We start from the raw sequence: 18,139 nt of genomic DNA on the forward strand, positions 1-18,139 counted from the left end.
CCGGAGCTGGACGGCCCGGCCGCTTGACCCGAAGGAGCTGTCAATGAGCACTACGTCCACGAAACCGAAGAAGCCGGTCTCACTCGCCAGGATCGGCATGTCGTCGTTCGTCGGCACCGCGATGGAATGGTACGACTTCTTCATCTACAGCACGGCGGCGGCGCTGGTGTTCAACGAGGTGTTCTTCCCCGAGGCGGAGAAGGTCGTCGGCACGATGTTCGCCTTCATGACCTTCGCTGCGGGATACCTCGCGCGGCCGCTCGGCGCGATCCTGCTCGGCCACTTCGGCGATCGCATCGGGCGCAAGAGCGTGCTCATCCTCACGCTCACGACGATGGGCACCGCGACCTTCCTCATGGGCCTCATGCCGACGTCGGCGCAGATCGGCGTCTGGGCTCCCATCCTGCTCGTCACGCTGCGCATCCTCCAGGGTCTCGCCGTGGGAGGCGAGTGGGGCGGCGCCGTGCTCATCGCCACGGAGAACGCGCCCGAGGGCAAGAAGACCTTCTACGGGTCCTTCGCTCAGATGGGTTCGCCCGCCGGCCTGCTCTTCGCCACGGCGTTCTTCACCATCCTCAGCGACGTCACCGCACCGGAGGTGCTCGTCGACTGGGCGTGGCGGATCCCGTTCCTCTTCGCCGGGATCCTCGTCCCGATCGGCCTCGTCATCCGCCTGAGCGTCGACGACGCCCCGGAGTTCACGGAGGCCGCCCGCCGTCAGGAGAAGTCCTCCGTGCCGCTGCTCGAGCTGCTCACCCACCACTGGCGGGGCCTCGTCATCGGCACCGGAGCGTTCCTCGGCGTCTTCGCGATCTACTACCTGCTGACGACCTTCGTGCTGACCTACGCGACGCAGACCCTCGGAATGACGAGCGCCGCGGTACTCCCGGCGAACATCATCTCGGCCGTGGCCGAAGCCGCCGGCATCGTCCTCGGCGCCTGGCTCGCGAAGAAGATCAGCGCGCGACTCGTCGCGGTGTGGTCTGCGGTCGCGCTCACGGTCTGGAGCTTCCCCGCATTCGCGCTCATGGGAACGGCGGTGCCCATGAACCTGTACATCGCGGTCGCGGTCGCCATGATCTTCGTGGGCACCTCGTACGGCGTGCTCGCGGGCGAGGTCGCCGAGCTCTTCAGCCCGACGGCCCGGTATACCGGCATCGGGTTGAACTACCACCTCTCCGGCGCTCTCGGTGGAGGACTCGCGCCGCTGGCGGCCACGGCCATCCTGGCCGCGAGCGGCACGACGACGGGCGTGGTCTGGCTGTGCGTGGGGGTCGGCGTCATCATGACGATCTGCTGCCTCCTGCTGCCCAAGAGCAACACGGCGAAGATCGAGCCCGCTGCCGACCCGATCACCGCCGGCTGAGGGGCGGGTCCCGGCGCCTCGGCGACGGGACCCTACTCCGGCGGCGTGTCGGCGGCGAACCGGGAGCTCTCATCGATGTGGCGGTAGCCGATCGGGAAGGCGCTGGAGATCACGCCGTTCGCGAAGAGGTGCTGCACCTCCTCCGCGTAGGCCTCGGCCTCCTCTGCCGTGCGGAAGACGCCGAGCACGGTGTTGTCCGGGGACTCATCGTGGCACACGATCCACACGCTCGTTTCGGCGGGCTGCGCGGTCATGACCCCGACGGTAGCAGTTCAGACCGCTGCGTCATCGCGGCAGCTCCGCGTAGCGTGCGCGCAGCAGGCAGAAGACGCCGTAGGACACGAAGCCGAGGCCGATCCCGCCGACGAGCCAGGCGCCGAAGGGAAGCCGATACACCAGCGTGATCGCGGCGTCGAGGGCGCCGGCGGCACCCGGGTCCTGCTGGACCGCGGCGGCCACGAGCAGCACGGCGACCGCGAGCAGCGCGACACCCTTGGCGACGAAACCGACGACCCCGAGCGCGGCGACCGCCCGCCCGGCCCGGCCCGGCGGCAGAGACATCTGACGGCGGAAGCTCCGCGTGACGCCCATGACGATCCAGGCGACGCCCGCGACGCCGACGCCGACGCCGATCGCGGCCAGCAGGAACACCCCTCCCGGCATCGTGAGCAGTCCGCGACTCGCGTCCCTCGTGCGCTCGTCGGGGTCGGGACGGCCGCCGACGGCGACCGTGACCGCGATCGCGCCCATCACCAGGAACGCGGCGGCCTGCCCCCACTCCGACGCGCGGCGCGCGCGCCGCCGCGCCGGGGAGGAGCGCCGGAGCGCGAGGCCGTGCGCCGCGTGGAAGACGCCGAGCCCGCACAGGAGGGCGGCGAGCAGCCACACGACGACCGCGCCGAGCGGCGAGGCGGCGATGGCCGCGAGCGCGCCGACCTGATCGGCCTCGCTCCGGCCGTGCTCCGCGATGAGGAGCAGGGCGAGCACGCCGATGAGGCCGTGGACGACCCCGCTCGCGGCGTAGCCGCCGCGCGCCAGGACGCGCAGCGGCGTCGAGCGCTCGGCGGTCTCCGCGGCCGCTCTGACCCGCTCATCCATGCGCCCGGCCTCCGTCGTCGGGCCGGACCCCGGTCCGCGGATCCGGGATCTGCTCCGCGTCCGTCGCGCCCCTCACGATGCCGCGGAGGGCGCCACCGGATCCTCGGGCAGCTCGCGGGGCACGGGCGGATACTCCTCGAGGTCCCGCGCCACGCGATCCCATAGCCGCCTGATCGCGTCCTGGATGTCTTCGGCGCTCGTGTCGCTCATGATGGCCCCCGCGTCTCCTCATGGAATTCTGTCCTCAGCATCCCGCACTCCGGCGGCGATCGGCAGGGGGTGGCGCCGGGCGGCGAACTGTGCCCTGGCTCAGCTCCGGGTCGACCAGAGCGCCGTCGCGATGAGCGCGGGCTGAAAGAAGAGCCTGGCGAGGCGCCGGTTGTCGGTGTCCAGGCCGAAGGCGTCGCGACGGCGCACGTACTGCGAGATGTTGCCGGGGAACACCGCCGCGAAGAACAGGGCGGCGGCGGTGCCGACGCGCCTCGCGCGCCTTCCCTGGGCGACGACGAGCGCGGTGCCGAGCGCGATCTCCGCGATCCCCGAGGCGACGACGGTGGTGTCGGGCTCGAGCGGAACGAACTCCGGCACCTGCGCCTGGAACTCCTCCCTCGCGAAGGTGAGGTGCGCGGTCCCGGCGAGGACCAGCGCCGCGCCGAGCAGGGATTTCACGATCTTCCGCCCTCGGGCCGCGCGCGCACTCATGCGGCCAGTATGCACCCTCGACGGCGGCGTGGCGAGGCCCTGCGCCTGCTCAGAACAGGGTGTTCTGATCCTCCATGCCGCGCATCGCGTCGTAGTCGAGCACGAGGCAGCGGATGCCCCGATCCTCGGCGAGGGTGCGGGCCTGCGGCTTGATCTCCTGCGCCGCGAAGACGCCCTGCACGGGCGCCAGCTTCGGGTCGCGGTTCATGAGCTCGAGGTACCGCGTCAGCTGCTCGACCCCGTCGATGCCGCCGCGGCGCTTGATCTCGATCGCCACCGACCCGCCCGCGGCGTCCTGCGCGAGGATGTCGACCGGGCCGATCGCGGTCATGTACTCGCGCCGCACCAGGGTGTGGCCCTCGCCGACGAGCTCGATCTGCTCGGCCAGCAGCTCCTGGAGATGCGCCTCCACGCCGTCCTTGATGAGCCCCGGATCCACCCCGAGGTCGTGGGAGGAGTCGTGGAACACCTCGAAGAGGGAGACGACCAGCCGATCGGCCGTCTTCTTCTGCGTGACCTGCCAGGCCTCGACGATGCCGGCCGAGCGCTGCTCGTCGTCGAGCTCGACGTCGGCGATCGTGCAGGGCGGGCTCATCCAGTTGAGCGGCTTGTACGACCCCCCGTCGGAATGCACCAGGATCGAGCCGTCGCTCTTGAGCATGAGCACGCGCTTCGCCCGCGGCAGGTGGGCGGAGAGCCGACCGGCGTAGTCGACCGAGCAGTCTGCAACAACGATTCGCACTCGCGGTAGTGTACCGGCTTCAGCCCCGGAGGTTGAAGACGGGAGGGATCGAGGGATCGGTGAGGGCGGGGCGGTCGGCGCGGAACGCGTCGATCGGGTACTGCGAGCGACCCGAGACGACGAGCTCCGACAGGATCTCGCCGAGGAGCCCGCAGAACTTGCCCGCGTGGGCCGCGCCCGAGCCGACGATGACGTTCGGGTGCCCCGGCATCGCGTCGAGGATGAAGTCGCGGTCGGGCGTCATGTCGTACGGGCAGGTCTTCTCGAGCACGACCTCGCCGGCCGCCGCGGGCAGCCGCTCGCGGAGGAACGCGAGCAGCCACGCGGTCTCGTCGGCGTGCGGAATCGCGCTGCGCGTGTCCTGCGTGACGACGCGGCTGAGGTTCTCGCGGGCGAGTTTCACGGCCACCTCGCCGTAGGTCGGGAAGCCGTAGGTGAAGTCCTCGCCGTGCCACACCCACACGGGGAACTCGCCGATGGAGAAGGGCTTGAGCTCGCGGGGGCGCACGTAGACGACCTGCTCCTCCGTGATCGTCGTCCGCCAGCTCTGCCCGAGCGGCCGCAGCAGTTCGTCGGTCCAGGACGCCGCGCAGACGACGACGCGGTCGGCGACGAGCGTCCCCGCGTCCGTGCGCACCCGCACGCCGGCGGCCGAGCCCGGCCCCTCCGCCCCCGCCTCGAAGCTCTCGATGGCGCGCGCCGGCGTGCGCTCGCGGACCTCGACGCCGAGGCCCTGCGCGAGCGCGATGTGGGTGGCGGTGGCGCGGCGGATGTCGATGAACCCCGTCTCCTCCTGGTAGGTGGCGCGCACCCGCTCCTCGGGGATCCGCCACTGCGGGAACCGCGCGAGGAGCTCCGCGCGGTCCAGCGTCTCGTAGCGGACGTCGTTCGCGTCCATGACGCCGCGGTACCGCTCGAGCGACTCGGTGCCCGGCGTGCCCTCGACGGCGATGTCGAGCCCGCCGGTCCGCACGAAGACCCGCTGCCCGGCCGCCTCCTCGAGCGCGGCCCAGTTGTCGTACATCGCCCGCGTGAGCCCGCCGTAGGCGTCGTCGTGATAGCTGTGGCGGATGATCCGGTGATGGTCGTTCGACGCGCCGTGGGCGTGCCCGAGGGCGAACTGCTCGAGCACGAGCACGTCGCGCTGCCCCCGCTTGGCGAGCCAGTACGCGGTGGCGCTGCCGATCGCGCCGGCGCCGATGACGATCGTGGAGTAGCGGGCGGTCATGCGGGCTCCTTCGCAGGGGCGGGCGGCTCCGCGGAGCGCGCGAGGATGAGGGGGAGCAGGGCGAAGCCGGCGATCGGCCAGAACGCCGTGAGCAGCCCGAGGTGCTCGCCGAGGAAGCCGATCACCATCGGGCCGAGCAGCAGCGCCGTGTAGGCGATGGCCGAGACCGCGGCGACGTTGCGCACGGCGCGCGCGGGATCGTCGGCGGCCGCGGAGATCCCGATCGGGAACCCGAGCGCCGCGCCGACGCCCCACAGGATCGCGCCGAGGACGGCCGTCCACGGCGCGTCCACGAGGATCACCGCGGCGACGCCGAGCACCACGAGCGCGGAGCCCGCGCGGAGCACGAGCACCCGGCCGAAACGGGTGAGGAGCCACGAGCCGGCGATGCGCGTCAGCATCATCGCGACGAAGAAGCCGCCGAGCACGAGCGTCGCGTCCGCGTTCGGGAGGCCCCGGCCGTCCGCGAGGGCGAGCGACAGCCAGTCGCTCGCCGTGCCCTCGGCGAGGGCCATGGTCATGGCGATGAGGCCGATCGCGAGTACCCGGGGATCGCGCCACGGGCTGCGGCCGCGGCGCGGCGCATCGCCCTCGGAGGCCTCGGAAGCGGCGGAGCGCTCGGCGTCGGCGGAGGCCGCGCTCGGAATCGGGATGCTCCCGGTGCGCGTCGGGACGGGGCGCGCGGCGCGCGGCGCCCCGTCCTCCCGCGGCACCGCGCGCAGGGCGAGGAGGGCTCCCGCGGCGATGAGGATGTAGCCGATCCCGAGATGCACGGGGACGGGCACCCGCAGCACCTCGGCGAGCGCGCCGACGCCCATCGCGGCGACGCTGCCGAGGCTGTAGCCGGCGTGGAGCAGCGGCATGCGCGGCTTGCCGAGCGCGCGTTCGGCGTTCGCGCCGCTCACGTTCATGGCGACGTCGCAGGTGCTGAAGGCGAAGCCGTACACGGCGAGGCACGCGGCGCCGGGCACCGGGAGCCCGAACCACAGCAGCAGCGCCGCCGCGGGCATCGCGACGAACTGCACGAGGACGCCGATGGCGAGCGCGCGCCGGGGCCCGAGCCCCGCGACGCTCCGGCCCGACACGAGCAGGCCGAGCACGGAGCCGCCGGCGAGGATGAAGCCGAGCACGCTCATCTCGAGCGTCGAGGCGCCGAGGTGGTCCCGCGTCGCGGGGAGCCGGCTGAGCCAGCTCCCGAAGCCGAATCCGAGCAGCGTGAAGACGGCGAGGACGCCGCGGGTCCAGCGCGCGGCATCGGCGCGCTCGGGCGTGAGTGGCGCGGGCAACGGAGCTCCTGGATCGGATCGGGGCCGGTCGGTGCCGACGATCCAGCGTAGCAAGTCGCGCCCGGCCGCGGCGCTTGGTCACGGGGCTCCGGGCCGATAAGGTGTACATCGTCCAGATATTTCGGGGGAATGAGGAGACGATGCGGCGACGCGGACTGGGGATCGCGGCACTCGTGGCGGCGACGGGGCTCCTCCTCGGGGGCTGCGCGCCCGTCGCCGACGACTCGGAGAGCGCACGGCAGGCCGAGGCTTTTCCCGGAGCCTACGCGCAGACCCTCGACTGGGGCGCCTGCGGCGAGGAGTTCGGCCTCGGCGCGGAGTTCTCCGAGCATCTCGCCGAGGCGGGCGCAGACGTCGCCGCCTACGAGTGCGCGATGGTCGAGGCCCCGCTCGATTGGAACGATCCGGGCAACCACGCGACGATCGAGCTCGCGGCCGTGCACATCCCGTCGACGGGCGCCGAGCCGATCGGCACGCTGCTCAGCAACCCCGGCGGGCCCGGCGAGAGCGGGCTGGACCTCGCCTTCGGGCTCCCCACCATGCCGTCCTTCGACGCGGTGCTCGAGCGGTACGATCTGCTCGGCTTCGACCCCCGGGGCATCGGCCGCAGCACCCCGGTCGACTGCGCGGAGGTCTCGGACCTCATGGAGATCAACCTCGCGAACTGCGCGGAGGAGCATCCCATCGCCCGCAGCATGGGGACCTCGCAGGTCGCGCGCGACATGGAGCTGCTCCGCACGCTCATGGGCGACGACGCGCTGCACTACCTGGGGTACTCCTACGGCACCATGCTCGGCGCGAGCTACGCCTCGATCTTCCCCGAGCGCGTCGGGCGGCTGCTGCTCGACAGCGCCTCGGCCGCCGACTGGGCGAGCCCGATCGGCAGCTTCGAGCAGTCCGCGGCCATCGCCCACGAGCTCGACGCCATGCTCGCGGAGTGCGCCACGAGCTACGCGGCCGAGCACTGCCCGCTCGACGGCGAGGCGGCGCTCGCCGCCGAGATCGCGCGACTCGCGGAGGAACCGCTCCGCGCGAGCGACGGCACCGAGGTCGACGGCTCGACCGTCTCCGGCTACCTCACGACCGCGCTCTACCAGTCCCCCGCGGGCCGCGGCATGGTGCTCGACGTCGTCGGCGGCGCGCTCATGGGCGAGCAGGATCGGATCGATCTCATCGCGGAGGAGATGCAGGGCGGCGGCGCCGCCGTGACCCTCGACGGCACCGTGGTGCGCTGCCACTCCTTCCCCGACGACCCGGATCTCGTGGCCCTCGTCGAGCACGTCGAGGAGACGGGCATGCCCGAGCTGCTCGGCGGCCCCGAGATCTCGGACGAGACGCTGCAGCCGTTCGTCGACCTCAGCTGCGAGGGGATGCCGGGCAGCGGCGACGACATCACCGACGCCTTCTCGGGGTCGGAGGACGCCCCGATCCTCGTCGTCGGCATCACCGGCGACCACGCCACGCCCTACGCGGGGGCGGAGGAGCTCGTCCGGGAACTCGGCAACGCGCGGCTGCTGACCCTCGAGGGGAGCGGCCACGGCGCGTCCTTCACGGGCCGATCGAGCTGCATCGACGCGTACTCGATCGACTACCTGCTCTCCGGGGAGCTGCCGCCGAACGGCACGGTCTGCACCGACGACTGATGCGGCCGGCGGCTCACGCGCCGAGCGTGATCCAGCGGTCCCCGCGGGCCCTGAGGCCGAGCGTCGTCCAGCGCGCCGCCATGAACACGACCGTGAATCCGGCGGTGAGGGCCACGAGCCCCGCCGTGCCGCTCGGTACGAGGACCGTGATCGCCCAGAGCACCGGCAGGTAGACGGCGAGGTTCACGAGGCTCGTCCAGGCGAGGTAGCGCGCGTCGCCCGCGCCCATGAGCACGCCGTCGAGCACGAAGACGACGCCGCCGATCGGCAGCGAGAGCCCGAGCACGAGGAGCGCGGGCGGCAGGATCCCGAGCACCGCAGGGTCGCTCGTGAAGATCCGGCCCGCGACGGGGCTCGCGGCGGCGAGCAGGATCCCGAAGCCCGCCCCGCACACGACGCCCCAGAAGCGCGTGCGCTGCAGGATCCGGCGCGCTCGCGCGGCATCGCGCGCGCCGAGCGCGTCGCCGACGAGCGCCTGCGCCGCGATCGCGAGCGCGTCGAGCCCGAAGGCGGCCACGGAGAAGATCGTGAACACCACCTGGTACCCGGCCGTCGCGGCCGTGCCGTGGCTCGTCGCCGCGACGACGGTCGCGAGCAGCGCGGCGCGCAGCCCGACGGTGCGGATGAACAGCCAGCCGCCGCTCCGGCCGGCGTGGGCGAGCCCGTCGCGGCGGGGCAGCGCCCCGGCCCCGACGCGACGGGCGTGCCGGGCGATCACGACGAGGTACACGGCGACCATGCCCCACTGCGCGAGCACGGTCCCCCAGGCGCTCCCGGCGATCCCGAACCCCAGTCCGTAGACGAACCACCAGTTCAGCGCCGCGTTCGCCGCGAAGCCGATCGTGGCGACGGCGAGCGGCGTGCGCGTGTCCTGCAGCCCGCGCAGCAGCCCGCTCGCGGCGAACACGACGAGCATCGCGGGGATCCCGAGGCACGAGACCGTGAGGTAGGCGAGCGCCTGCGCCGCCGCGTCCGGCGCGGCCCCGAACGCGGCGACGAGCGGCGCGGCGGCCGCCCACAGGGCGAGCCCGACCGCGATGCCGATCCCGAGCGCGAGCCACAGTCCGTCGATGCCCGCCTGCACCGCTCCGCGCAGGTCGCCGGCCCCGCGCCGGCGCGCCACGATCGGCGTCGTCGCGTAGGCGAGGAAGATCATGAGGCCGATGGCGGTCTGCAGGATCGCGGAGGCGACCGCGAGCCCCGCGAGCGGCGCGGCCCCGAGGTGGCCGACGAGCGCGGAGTCGACGACGAGGAAGAGCGGCTCGGCGATGAGCGCGCCGAGCGCGGGGATCGCGAGATGCGCGATCCCGCGGTCGATCCCGCGGCGCTCGGTGCTCCGGCTCGCCCGGTCGTCGCCGCGCCGCGGCTCGGGGTGCTGCTCCTGGGTCACCTGCTCTACGGTAGCGGCGACCGCGGACGTCCGGTACGCCGGGAGGCGCTCGCTCCCGGCGCTCGCCTCCCGTGAGATGGCGGCGCGCTGCGGCGACCGCACCGCCGCGCCGCGATCCGGCCCCCTGCGGATAGGCTGGGGCCATGACCGACGCAGCTCCCGCCACGACCGCCTCAGGCATCGACCTCGCAGAACTCGACCCGGGCATCCGTCCGCAGGACGACCTCTTCCGCCACGTCAACGGCCGGTGGATCGCCCGGACGGAGATCCCCTCGGACAAGGCGCGCTACGGCTCCTTCGCGGTCCTCGCCGAGAACGCCGAAGAGGCCGTCCGCGACATCATCACCGGCACGCCGACCCCGGCGCCCGGGCTCGTGGAGGGCGGCGCGGAGGCGGAGCCCGACAAGGTCGCCGCGCTCTACGCGAGCTTCATGGACGTCGAGCGCGTCGACGCGCTCGGGGCCGCGCCGATCCAGTCCGATCTCGCGCGGGCGCTCGCCGTCTCCTCCGTCGAGGACGTCGTGATGCTCACGGGCGAGCTGGAGCATCGCGGCCTCGGCGGCTTCTTCGGCATGTTCGTCGACAACGACCCCGGCGATCCCGCGCGCTACATCGTCTTCGTCATGCAGGGCGGGATCGGGCTGCCCGACGAGTCCTACTACCGGGAGGAGCAGTTCGCCGAGGTGCGCGAGCAGTACCGCGCGCACATCGCGCGCATGCTCGGCCTCGTCGGACTCGGCGGCGCCGAGGAGCTCGCCGAGCTCGCTTACGGGCTCGAGCGCCGCATCGCCGCCAGCCACTGGGACAAGGTCGCCAGCCGCGACATCCAGAAGCTCTACAATCTCCGCGACTTCGCGGGGCTGCAGGAGCTCACCCCGAAGCTCGACTGGCGCGCCTACCTCGGCACCATGGGCGCGCCGGAGGACGCCTTCGCCGAGGTCGTCGCCGCGCAGCCCGAGGCGCTCACCGGCCTCTCCGAGCTGCTCGTCGAGGGCGAGCTCGAGGCGTGGCGCGCCTGGCTCGTCTGGTCGATCGTGCGCTCGTCGGCGGCGCTCCTCTCCCAGGAGATCTCGCGCGCGAACTTCGACTTCTACGGCACCGCGCTCACCGGGGCGCCCGAGCAGCGCGACCGCTGGCGCCGCGGCGTCTCCTTCGTGGAGGGGGCGATGGGCGAGGCCGTCGGCCGCATCTACGTCGAGCGGCACTTCGACGAGCGGGCGAAGGCCTCGATGGATGCGCTCGTCGGACACCTCATCGAGGCGTACCGGGACTCGATCCGCGGGCTCGAGTGGATGGGGCCGGAGACCCGCCGCCGGGCACTCGACAAGCTCGATCGCTTCACCCCCAAGATCGGCTACCCGGCGAAGTGGCGCGACTACGGCGCCCTCGCCGTCGACGCCGCGGATCTCGTGGGCAACTCCGAGCGGATCGCCGCGTTCGAGTTCGCGCGGGAGCTCGCCAAGATCGGCCGGCCCATCGACCGCGACGAGTGGTTCATGACCCCGCAGACCGTCAACGCGTACTACAACCCCGGTTTCAACGAGATCGTGTTCCCCGCGGCGATCCTGCAGCCGCCGTTCTTCGACGCCTCCTGGGACGCGGCGGTGAACTTCGGTGCGATCGGCGCGGTGATCGGTCACGAGATCGGCCACGGCTTCGACGACCAGGGCTCGCGCTACGACGGCGACGGACGCCTCACCGACTGGTGGACGGAGGAGGACCGCGCGGCGTTCGAGCGGCTCACCGGCGCCCTCATCGGGCAGTACAACGCCCTCTCGCCCGAGGGGGCCGAGGGGCAGAAGGTGAACGGCGAGCTCACGATCGGCGAGAACATCGGCGACCTCTCGGGCCTCGAGATCGCGTGGAAGGCCTACCTGCGGTCGCTCGACGGCGCCGAGCCCCCCGTCATCGACGGTCTGACGGGCGCCGAGCGCTTCTTCCTCGCCTGGGCGCAGGCCTGGCAGCAGAAGTCGCGGCCCGAGGAGACGGTGCGCCTCCTGACGATCGACCCGCACTCGCCCAACGAGTTCCGCTGCAACCAGATCGTGCGCAACCTCGCCGCGTTCCACGCGGCCTACGAGACGCGGCCGGGCGATGCGCTCTGGCTCGAGCCCGAGGAGCGCGTCTCGATCTGGTGAGCGTGGCCGCGGCGACCGGACCGCGTCGGGACCGGGCCGCGTCGGGGAGCCGGCGGGCGGGGATCGGCGCAGCGCGGTGCCGCGGCTCAGACGTCGTCCGGGCGCCGCGTCCCGCGCCGCCCGGTTCGGCCGGCCCGTTCCGACCGGCCGGCTCCCCGCCCCAGGCGCGGCGTCCCGAGGGTGCGCGGCGTCCGCCGGGGGCGCTCCGTGCGCTCGGCCAGCTCCGCCGGCAGCGCGTGCGGCGGCGGCCCGAACGCGGTGCGCGAGCGGGCGACGACCCGCCGCGCGAGCAGGTGATTGCCGGTGCCGCCGATGACGGCGCCGATGCCGTAGGGGAGCGCCTTGCCGATCACCGAGGCGCTGCCGGCACTCGCGGCGCGGCGCAGCAGGGCTCCTTTCAGACGATCGACGAGCGGCCCGACGAGCTGCCGCGGCAGCGTCGTGCTCACGAGCTCGCCCCAGAACGCGGCGCGGCCCCCGCCGCCCGTGGCCTGCCCGGTGACCTGCCGCAGCAGGAGGAGCCCCTCGTCGCCGAGGAGCAGGGTGAGTACGAGGATGCGCGCGCGATCCGGGTCCGCGATCGAGATGCCGTGGAGCTCCGCGAGCGACTGGGCGTAGAGCGCCGTCGCCTCCAGGAACCCCACGGTCTCGGCGCTCGTGAGCGCCAGTGCCGAGACCGTGCCGACGCCGGGCACCGCGGCCACGGCGCCCACGGCGGCGCCGCCGGCGGTGACGGCCGCGAGGTAGCGGGCCTCGAGCGCGCGGACCAGGCGCGCGGGCGGGGCCTGGGGATGCCGGGACCGGATCTGCCGCAGGTGCGCGAGCACGACGGGGCGCTGCATCCCGAGCACGCGGTCGACGGCCCGGTCGAGGAGGTGCTCGGGCCGCGCGGGCGATGCGGTGCTCGTCGCCCCGGCCGCCGCGGTCGGCTCGAGCGGTGCGGGGTGGAGCGGCTCGGGCTGGGAGAGCGCGGGCGCGTCGTTCTGCGGCATACCCGGCAGCGTAGGCCGCGGCGCTGAGCGTTCGCCCGGGTGCGAGCCCCGGGGCGCCGCGGGGTTGCGGAGACCCGCAGCCCCGCGGCACCCGTCGTCGGGCGGGGTCAGGTTCCCGGCGTCTGCCCGGTGTAGAAGCCGAAGGTGGCGTCGGCCGCGCGGGCGGCCGCGTCGGCATCGCCGCCGGCGGCGACGTGCGCGGCGCCCCACCCGTCGGCGGCCCCGCGGTAGAAGGCCAGCCCTTCCTCGGTCACGGCCCAGGCCTCGGCCTCCTCGGGGGACAGGGCGCCGGCGACCGCGCCGAGGTGCAACGAGAGCCCGAGCAGCCCGCCGTCCCAGCCGACGCCGGTCGCGCCCGGCCCGAAGGTCTCCCACATCTCGGCGGGGACGTCGGCGACGCGCGCGGCGTGCTCGAGCTCGAAGCGCGTGCGATCCGGGCCCTCGGCGGCGAGCCGCACCGTCACCCAGCTCGTGCCGCCGCCGAACTCCCAGCTCACCCGGTACTCGGCCGCGCCGTCGGCCGGGGGTGCGCAGGCGAGGATCTCGCCGCCCGCGTTGCCGGTGAGCTGGTAGCGCCCGCCGAGGCGGAGGTCGCCGGAGATCGGCAGGAACCAGCGGGGGATGCGTTCGGCGCTCGTCGCGGCGTCCCACACCTCGTCGATCCCCGCGGGGTACTCCTGCACGAGCGTCTGGATGCGCGTCTCCGCGCCGTCCCGCTCCTCGGTGCGCAGCGCGCGCGTGACCGCTGCGATCTGCTTCGTGACGTCGACCATTATCTCTCCTTGCTCTCGGGGTGGTGCTCGGTGCCCGCCGTGCGCGGTCGCATGCCGTCCCCGGCGTCCGCGTCCCGGGGGCGTGCGAGCTCGGTGTCCGCGTCCGCCGGCTCCGCTTCCGCGGCGGTCAGGCGCCGCTGCCGCGCCCCGCGCGCGAGCTCCGTGCCGAGCGCCGCGAGCGGTCCGCGCCAGAAGCGCTCGAAGGGGCTCAGCCATTCGCTCGCCGCCTGCGGCCCCCGCGGGTCGACGGCGTAGAGCCGCCTGGCGCCCTCGGGGCGCACGGTCATGAAGCCGTTCTCCCGCAGGACGCGCAGATGCTGCGACACTGCGGGCTGGCTGATCCCGAACTCCGAGGCGATGGCGTCGGCGATCGCCCCCGCCGGGACCTCGTCCCCCGCGACGAGCTCGAGGATGCGCCGGCGGACCGGGTCTCCGAGGACGTCGAGGGCGTGCATGCGCCCAGTATTCATCCTGAGCTTATATAAGTCAAGGATGAAATGATGGTGCGCGCCTCTCGCGGGAGCGCCGGCCGTCCCGTCCCGTCCCGAGCGGTCCCGTCCCGAGCGGTCCCGTCCCGAGTCGGCTATGCGGCGGCGGGATGCGCCCCGCAGGCGGAGGAGGCATGCGCGTCGCACACGGCGTAGCGCGCGCGGCAGCCGGGTTCCGGGCAGTCGGCGAGGCGCTTCGATCCGGTGCCGCACGCGCGGCAGCGTCCGAGGACCGCGGCCCCGGGGGCGAAGTCGATCGACTCGCGTCCGTCGAACACGGCGAGCGAGCCCTCCCACAGGCCGTCGTTCCCGTAGGCCTCGCCGTACGTCACGATGCCGCCGTCGAGCTGGTAGACCTCGGCGAAGCCGCGCTTGCGCATCGCGGCGGAGAGGATCTCGCAGCGGATCCCGCCCGTGCAGTACGTGACGACGGGGCGCTGCTTCAGCTCGTCGTACGCTCCGCTCTCGAGCTGCGCCACGAAGTCGTGGGTCGTCGACGTCTCGGGCACGACGGCGCCGGTGAAGCGGCCGATCTCCGCCTCCCAGGCGTTCCGCCCGTCGAAGAACACGACGTCGTCCCCGCGCTCGGCGACGAGCGCGTGCACGGCCTCGGGTGAGAGCGGCACGCCGCCGCCGACGACGCCCTCGCCCGAGACCTCCGTCTCCTCGGGGATGCCGAAGGCCACGAGCTCGTCGCGCACCTTGACGCTGAGCCTCGGGAAGTCGGCGCTGCGCCGCCACGGGACGCTGCGATCCGCGCCGCGCAGCAGCTGCGGCTCCGTCTCGGCATAGCCGCTGCCGTCGCTCCACTTCGCCTCGAGCCCGGCGAAAGGGGCGTAGCCGCGCGTGCGCCTGAGGTACTGCTTGCACGCGTCGATCTCGCCGCCGACGGTCCCGTTGATGCCGTGCCGCGAGACGATGATCCGTCCGCGCAGCCCGAGCGACGCGCACAGCTCGTGCTGCCAGAGCCGCACGGCCTCGGGGTCGGCGACGGGCGCGAACACGTAGTACAGCAGGATCTTGGGGTCGCTCACCCGACCATCGTACGCGCGCCCCTTGACATTGACGCGACGTCAAGATCTACCGTGGAGCAGGTCCGCGAACGTCGCGGACGCCGTCCCGGGCGCGAGACGCCCCGGGCGCGAGGCGGAGCGGAGACGCGCATGGAGCACTCGATCCAGGAGGTGGCGCGCGCCGCCGGTACGACGTCGCGCACGCTGCGGCACTACGACCGCGTCGGCCTCCTCGCCCCCGCGAGGATCGGCGCGAACGGCTACCGCTACTACGACGAGAGCGGGCTCGTGCGCCTGCAGCGCATCCTGCTGCTGCGCGAGCTCGGCCTCGGGCTCGAGGCCATCGGGCAGGTGCTCGACGCGCAGGACGCGCAGGCGGGCGCGGCGGACCCCGAGGCGGGATCCGACGCGGCGCAAGCGCGCATCCTGACCGCGCACCGGGAGCTGCTCGAACGCGAGCGGGAGCGGATCGTCGCGCAGATCGGCGCGGTCGAGCGCACGATCGCGGCGCTGGGGGCGGCCACGGCAGGCACGGGAGGAAGGAATCTCATGGCCGAGAACATGTTCGCAGGATTCGATCACACGCAGTACCGGGATGAGGTGGAGGAGCGCTGGGGCTCGGAGGCCTACGGCCGCGGCGACCGCTGGTGGCGAGGGCTCTCGGAACCCGAGCGCGCCGACTGGCAGGCGCGCAGCGCGCGGCTGGCCGAGGACTGGCGGGCCGCGGCGGAGCAGGGCGAGGATCCGGCGTCGGACGCCGCGCAGGACCTCGCCGCGCGGCACGCGGCATGGCTCTCCGGGGTGCCGGGCACGCCGGCGGCGGCGCCCGGCGGCGACCTCGCCGGCTATCTCCTCGGACTCGGGGAGATGTACGTCGCCGACGAGCGCTTCGCGGTCCACTACGGCGGCACGACGGGCGCCGCGTTCGTGCGCGACGCGCTCGCGGTCTACGTCGAGCGGCTCGGCGCGCCGGAATGAGTCCCGCTGAGCGCCCCGCGGCCCACCGCGGGGCGCTCAGCCCGCGGTGACGTTCTCGCCGCGCTGCGCGCCGGCTTCGACGGCGTCGTCGATGCGCTGCTGCTGCTCGGGCGTCCGGGCGAGCGGCGGCACGACCTCGTGCTGGTCGTTGACGATGACGACGTCGTGGTCCACGTGGTCGACCATGGCGTGCACGGTGTCGATGAAGTCGCGCCGGCGGATCGCGTCGAGCACCCGCGCGTGGTCGCGTTCCATCTCCGTCGCCGTGGCGACGTTCGCCAGCCGCCCGCGATGCTCGGGGGTGCGCAGCTGGTCGTTGATGCCCGCGTAGAGCGAGGCCAGCAGGCGGTTCTTCGCCGCGTCGAACACGAGACGGTGGAACTTGCTGTCGAAGGCCGTGTCCTCGCCGCCGGCGAAGCCGAGCACGGGGCAGCGGGTGCAGCCCATCTCGTCCTCCGCAGCCTGCTCGAGCGCGGCGAGATCGTCATCGCTGCGGTGCAGGGCGGCCTGCTGCGCCGCCTCGATCTCGAGGGCGCGACGGTAGCTGAGGATCTCCTCGAGGGTGAAGTCGCTGAGGAACTCGTTGAGCAGCGTGCTCGTGGGCGCGGCGGAGCGGACGAAGGTGCCGCGGCCGGGCAGCGTCTCGAGCATGCCGATGCTCGCGAGCGAGCGGACCGCCTCGCGGACCGTCGAACGGCCGACGCCCGTCTGCTCCGCGAGCTCGGGCTCGATCGGAATGCGGCTGCCGACGGCCCATTCGCCCGTCGTGATCTTGCGGCGCAGGTAGGCGAGGGTCGCGCGAGCGCGATCCGATCCAGTCGTCACAGCCATGATCACTTCGCTTTCATCCGCGTGGCGGCTCCCGGGGCCGAGATCCCCAGTATACCGAGGCGACCCGCGCGCGCCCCGGACCGCCGCGGCCGACCGGGGACGCGTCACGCGCCCGCGTCGGCAGCCCGTCGCCAGCCCGCGTCGGCAGCGCGTCGCGAGCGGACCCACAGCAGCACGGGGATCAGGGCGAGCGCCAGCAGCCCGCCGCCCCAGGAGAGCGCCTGATACCCGCCCGCGTGCATCACCACGCCGGACATGACCCCGCTCCCCGCGCCGGACAGCGCGATGAGCACGTCGATCGTGCCCTGGGTGCGCGGGCGGTTCGCCGGAACGGTCGCGTCCACGACGAGCGCGGTGCCGGCCACGAGCCCGAAGTTCCAGCCGAGCCCGAGCAGCACGAGGGCGAGGATGAGGAGCCCGAGGGAGTCCCCCGGCGCCAGGGCGGCGAGCACGCCGGCGAGGAGCAGGGTGACGCCGGAGGCGATGACCATCGGCGTGCGGCCGAGCCGGTCGACGAGGATGCCGGTGACGAGGGACGGCAGCCACATCGCGCCGATGTGCATGCCGATCACGAGGCCGATCGCGCCGACCCCGTGATGATGGGCGTGCATGTGGACCGGCGTCATGGTCATGATGGCGACCATGACGATCTGGGTGAGCACCATGACGGCCGCGCCGAGGTACGCGCCGATCCCGGCCCGCGGCAGTGCGCCGCCGGGAGCCGGGGTCGCCGGCCGCCCGGCCGCGTCCGGGGACTCCGGCTCTCCTGCGGCTGCGGTCTCCCGTGCGGCTGCGGTCTCCCCTGCGGCCGCGATGCGGCGTGCGAGGAGGAACGGGTCGGGGCGCAGCAGCGCGAAGAGGACCGCGCCCGCCGCGGTGTAGGCGGCGGCCGCGAGCATGAAGGGGCCGGCGAGAGCGGGGATGCCGAGTTCCTCGGCGAAGCCGCCCATCGGCTCGACGAGGTTCGGCCCGGCCACGGCGCCGACGGTCGTCGCGACCATCGCCATGCTCGTGCCGAAGCCGCGGCGGTCGGCGGGGGCGAGATCGGCTCCCGCGTACCGCGCCTGCAGGTTCGTCGCCGTCCCCGCGCCGTAGACGAACAGCGAGAGGAAGAGCAGCGGCACGCTGCCGGCGATCGCGGCGACCACGACGCCGAGCGCCCCGACCCCGCCGGCGAGGAAGCCGAATGCGAGCCCGGTGCGCCGTCCGAAGCGCTGGGTGGAGCGGCCCACGAGGTAGGCGGCCGCCGCCGAGCCGAGCGTGAAGAGCCCGGTCGGCAGGCCCGCGAGGGCGTCCGAGCCGAGGAGGTCCTGCGCGAGCAGCGCTCCGACCGAGATGCCCGCGGCCAGGCCGGCGCCGCCGAGGATCTGGCTGGCGATCACGACACCCAGGGTGCGCCGATGGATCCGCGCCGTCTCCGCTGCGGTGATGCCGCTTGCGTCCGTATTCCGATGGTCCATGGAATGGCACG

18 protein-coding genes are annotated in these 18,139 nt (G+C 73.6%); 4 read left to right on the top strand and 14 right to left on the bottom strand.

Annotation, left to right across the window (positions count from 1 at the left end; all coding sequences use genetic code 11):
- The first annotated feature begins 43 nt into the window (after nt 1–43).
- Nucleotides 44–1,366 carry an MFS transporter gene (locus tag MUN78_RS16230; protein WP_244727797.1) on the top strand — a complete coding sequence of 441 codons (1,323 nt, stop codon included), beginning with the start codon at nt 44–46 and terminating at the stop codon, nt 1,364–1,366.
- Nucleotides 1,367–1,398: 32 nt separating this feature from the next.
- Here the strand turns inward: MUN78_RS16230 and MUN78_RS16235 are convergent, their stop codons facing one another.
- From MUN78_RS16235 to MUN78_RS16265, 7 genes are all read right to left on the bottom strand, one after another.
- The gene (locus MUN78_RS16235) at nt 1,399–1,620 is read right to left on the bottom strand and encodes a DUF7336 domain-containing protein (protein WP_244727799.1); all 222 of its coding nucleotides are present in this window, start codon (nt 1,618–1,620) and stop codon (nt 1,399–1,401) included.
- 31 nt (nt 1,621–1,651) lie between these two features.
- Nucleotides 1,652–2,464: a DUF1206 domain-containing protein gene (locus tag MUN78_RS16240; RefSeq protein ID WP_244727801.1), complete on the bottom strand. Its 813-nt coding sequence runs from the start codon at nt 2,462–2,464 to the stop codon at nt 1,652–1,654.
- Between the two features lie 72 nt (nt 2,465–2,536).
- Complete coding sequence (locus MUN78_RS16245) at nt 2,537–2,674, bottom strand: hypothetical protein (RefSeq protein ID WP_244727803.1); 138 nt, start codon at nt 2,672–2,674, stop codon at nt 2,537–2,539.
- 99 nt (nt 2,675–2,773) lie between these two features.
- Entirely contained in the window at nt 2,774–3,166 is a 393-nt protein-coding gene (locus MUN78_RS16250; protein ID WP_244727804.1) for a DoxX family protein, read from the bottom strand.
- Nucleotides 3,167–3,215: 49 nt separating this feature from the next.
- Entirely contained in the window at nt 3,216–3,908 is a 693-nt protein-coding gene (gene nucS, locus MUN78_RS16255) for an endonuclease NucS (protein WP_244692278.1), read from the bottom strand.
- A 19-nt stretch (nt 3,909–3,927) separates the two neighbouring features.
- Entirely contained in the window at nt 3,928–5,136 is a 1,209-nt protein-coding gene (gene solA / locus MUN78_RS16260) for an N-methyl-L-tryptophan oxidase (RefSeq protein ID WP_244727806.1), read from the bottom strand.
- The gene (locus MUN78_RS16265) at nt 5,133–6,422 is read right to left on the bottom strand and encodes an MFS transporter (RefSeq protein ID WP_244727808.1); all 1,290 of its coding nucleotides are present in this window, start codon (nt 6,420–6,422) and stop codon (nt 5,133–5,135) included. Before MUN78_RS16265 ends, solA begins: the two co-directional genes overlap by 4 nt.
- Before the next feature lie 140 nt (nt 6,423–6,562).
- Here MUN78_RS16265 and MUN78_RS16270 point away from each other — a divergent pair, with 140 nt between their 5' ends.
- Nucleotides 6,563–8,065: an alpha/beta hydrolase gene (locus tag MUN78_RS16270; protein WP_244727810.1), complete on the top strand. Its 1,503-nt coding sequence runs from the start codon at nt 6,563–6,565 to the stop codon at nt 8,063–8,065.
- A 13-nt stretch (nt 8,066–8,078) separates the two neighbouring features.
- Here the strand turns inward: MUN78_RS16270 and MUN78_RS16275 are convergent, their stop codons facing one another.
- Nucleotides 8,079–9,383, bottom strand: a complete 1,305-nt coding sequence (locus MUN78_RS16275; RefSeq protein WP_244694094.1) for an MATE family efflux transporter — start codon at nt 9,381–9,383, stop codon at nt 8,079–8,081.
- 215 nt (nt 9,384–9,598) lie between these two features.
- Here MUN78_RS16275 and MUN78_RS16280 point away from each other — a divergent pair, with 215 nt between their 5' ends.
- Entirely contained in the window at nt 9,599–11,593 is a 1,995-nt protein-coding gene (locus MUN78_RS16280) for a M13 family metallopeptidase (RefSeq protein ID WP_244727812.1), read from the top strand.
- Between the two features lie 86 nt (nt 11,594–11,679).
- Here MUN78_RS16280 and MUN78_RS16285 read toward each other — a convergent pair whose 3' ends face one another.
- The 4 genes from MUN78_RS16285 to trhO form a co-directional block, all read right to left on the bottom strand.
- Nucleotides 11,680–12,585 (bottom strand): hypothetical protein, encoded by a 906-nt coding sequence (locus MUN78_RS16285; protein WP_244727814.1) that lies wholly within the window; start codon nt 12,583–12,585, stop codon nt 11,680–11,682.
- A gap of 107 nt (nt 12,586–12,692) precedes the next feature.
- On the bottom strand, nt 12,693–13,358 hold the full coding sequence (locus MUN78_RS16290) for an SRPBCC domain-containing protein (RefSeq protein WP_244727816.1): 666 nt from the start codon (nt 13,356–13,358) through the stop codon (nt 12,693–12,695).
- Nucleotides 13,358–13,813: an ArsR/SmtB family transcription factor gene (locus MUN78_RS16295; protein WP_244727818.1), complete on the bottom strand. Its 456-nt coding sequence runs from the start codon at nt 13,811–13,813 to the stop codon at nt 13,358–13,360. The genes MUN78_RS16290 and MUN78_RS16295 overlap by 1 nt, the downstream gene beginning before the upstream one ends.
- A 128-nt stretch (nt 13,814–13,941) precedes the next feature.
- Nucleotides 13,942–14,880, bottom strand: coding sequence for an oxygen-dependent tRNA uridine(34) hydroxylase TrhO (trhO, locus tag MUN78_RS16300; RefSeq protein WP_244727820.1), 939 nt, complete (start codon nt 14,878–14,880; stop codon nt 13,942–13,944).
- A 129-nt stretch (nt 14,881–15,009) separates the two neighbouring features.
- Here trhO and MUN78_RS16305 point away from each other — a divergent pair, with 129 nt between their 5' ends.
- A complete protein-coding gene (locus tag MUN78_RS16305; protein ID WP_244727822.1) occupies nt 15,010–15,837 on the top strand; it encodes a MerR family transcriptional regulator in 828 nt (275 codons plus the stop codon).
- A gap of 36 nt (nt 15,838–15,873) precedes the next feature.
- On the opposite strand, the gene MUN78_RS16310 is transcribed toward MUN78_RS16305, so the two are convergent.
- Together MUN78_RS16310 and MUN78_RS16315 are read right to left on the bottom strand one after the other, a co-directional pair.
- Nucleotides 15,874–16,668 (bottom strand): FadR/GntR family transcriptional regulator, encoded by a 795-nt coding sequence (locus MUN78_RS16310; protein WP_244727824.1) that lies wholly within the window; start codon nt 16,666–16,668, stop codon nt 15,874–15,876.
- Nucleotides 16,669–16,772: 104 nt separating this feature from the next.
- Nucleotides 16,773–18,128 (bottom strand): MFS transporter, encoded by a 1,356-nt coding sequence (locus MUN78_RS16315; protein ID WP_244727826.1) that lies wholly within the window; start codon nt 18,126–18,128, stop codon nt 16,773–16,775.
- Nucleotides 18,129–18,139 lie beyond the last annotated feature (11 nt).

This window comes from Leucobacter allii, from assembly GCF_022919155.1.
In the GTDB taxonomy this organism is placed as follows: Bacteria; Actinomycetota; Actinomycetes; order Actinomycetales; family Microbacteriaceae; genus Leucobacter; species Leucobacter allii.

Coding starts and splice junctions, on each gene's coding strand:
- MUN78_RS16290 (WP_244727816.1), bottom strand. CDS start 13,358: ATGGTCGACGTCACGAAGCAGATCGCAGCGGTCACGCGCGCGCTGCGC.
- MUN78_RS16285 (WP_244727814.1), bottom strand. CDS start 12,585: ATGCCGCAGAACGACGCGCCCGCGCTCTCCCAGCCCGAGCCGCTCCAC.
- MUN78_RS16315 (WP_244727826.1), bottom strand. CDS start 18,128: ATGGACCATCGGAATACGGACGCAAGCGGCATCACCGCAGCGGAGACG.
- MUN78_RS16280 (WP_244727812.1), top strand. CDS start 9,599: ATGACCGACGCAGCTCCCGCCACGACCGCCTCAGGCATCGACCTCGCA.
- MUN78_RS16240 (WP_244727801.1), bottom strand. CDS start 2,464: ATGGATGAGCGGGTCAGAGCGGCCGCGGAGACCGCCGAGCGCTCGACG.
- MUN78_RS16310 (WP_244727824.1), bottom strand. CDS start 16,668: ATGGCTGTGACGACTGGATCGGATCGCGCTCGCGCGACCCTCGCCTAC.
- MUN78_RS16270 (WP_244727810.1), top strand. CDS start 6,563: ATGCGGCGACGCGGACTGGGGATCGCGGCACTCGTGGCGGCGACGGGG.
- MUN78_RS16295 (WP_244727818.1), bottom strand. CDS start 13,813: ATGCACGCCCTCGACGTCCTCGGAGACCCGGTCCGCCGGCGCATCCTC.
- MUN78_RS16235 (WP_244727799.1), bottom strand. CDS start 1,620: ATGACCGCGCAGCCCGCCGAAACGAGCGTGTGGATCGTGTGCCACGAT.
- solA (WP_244727806.1), bottom strand. CDS start 5,136: ATGACCGCCCGCTACTCCACGATCGTCATCGGCGCCGGCGCGATCGGC.
- MUN78_RS16305 (WP_244727822.1), top strand. CDS start 15,010: ATGGAGCACTCGATCCAGGAGGTGGCGCGCGCCGCCGGTACGACGTCG.
- MUN78_RS16245 (WP_244727803.1), bottom strand. CDS start 2,674: ATGAGCGACACGAGCGCCGAAGACATCCAGGACGCGATCAGGCGGCTA.
- MUN78_RS16230 (WP_244727797.1), top strand. CDS start 44: ATGAGCACTACGTCCACGAAACCGAAGAAGCCGGTCTCACTCGCCAGG.
- MUN78_RS16250 (WP_244727804.1), bottom strand. CDS start 3,166: ATGAGTGCGCGCGCGGCCCGAGGGCGGAAGATCGTGAAATCCCTGCTC.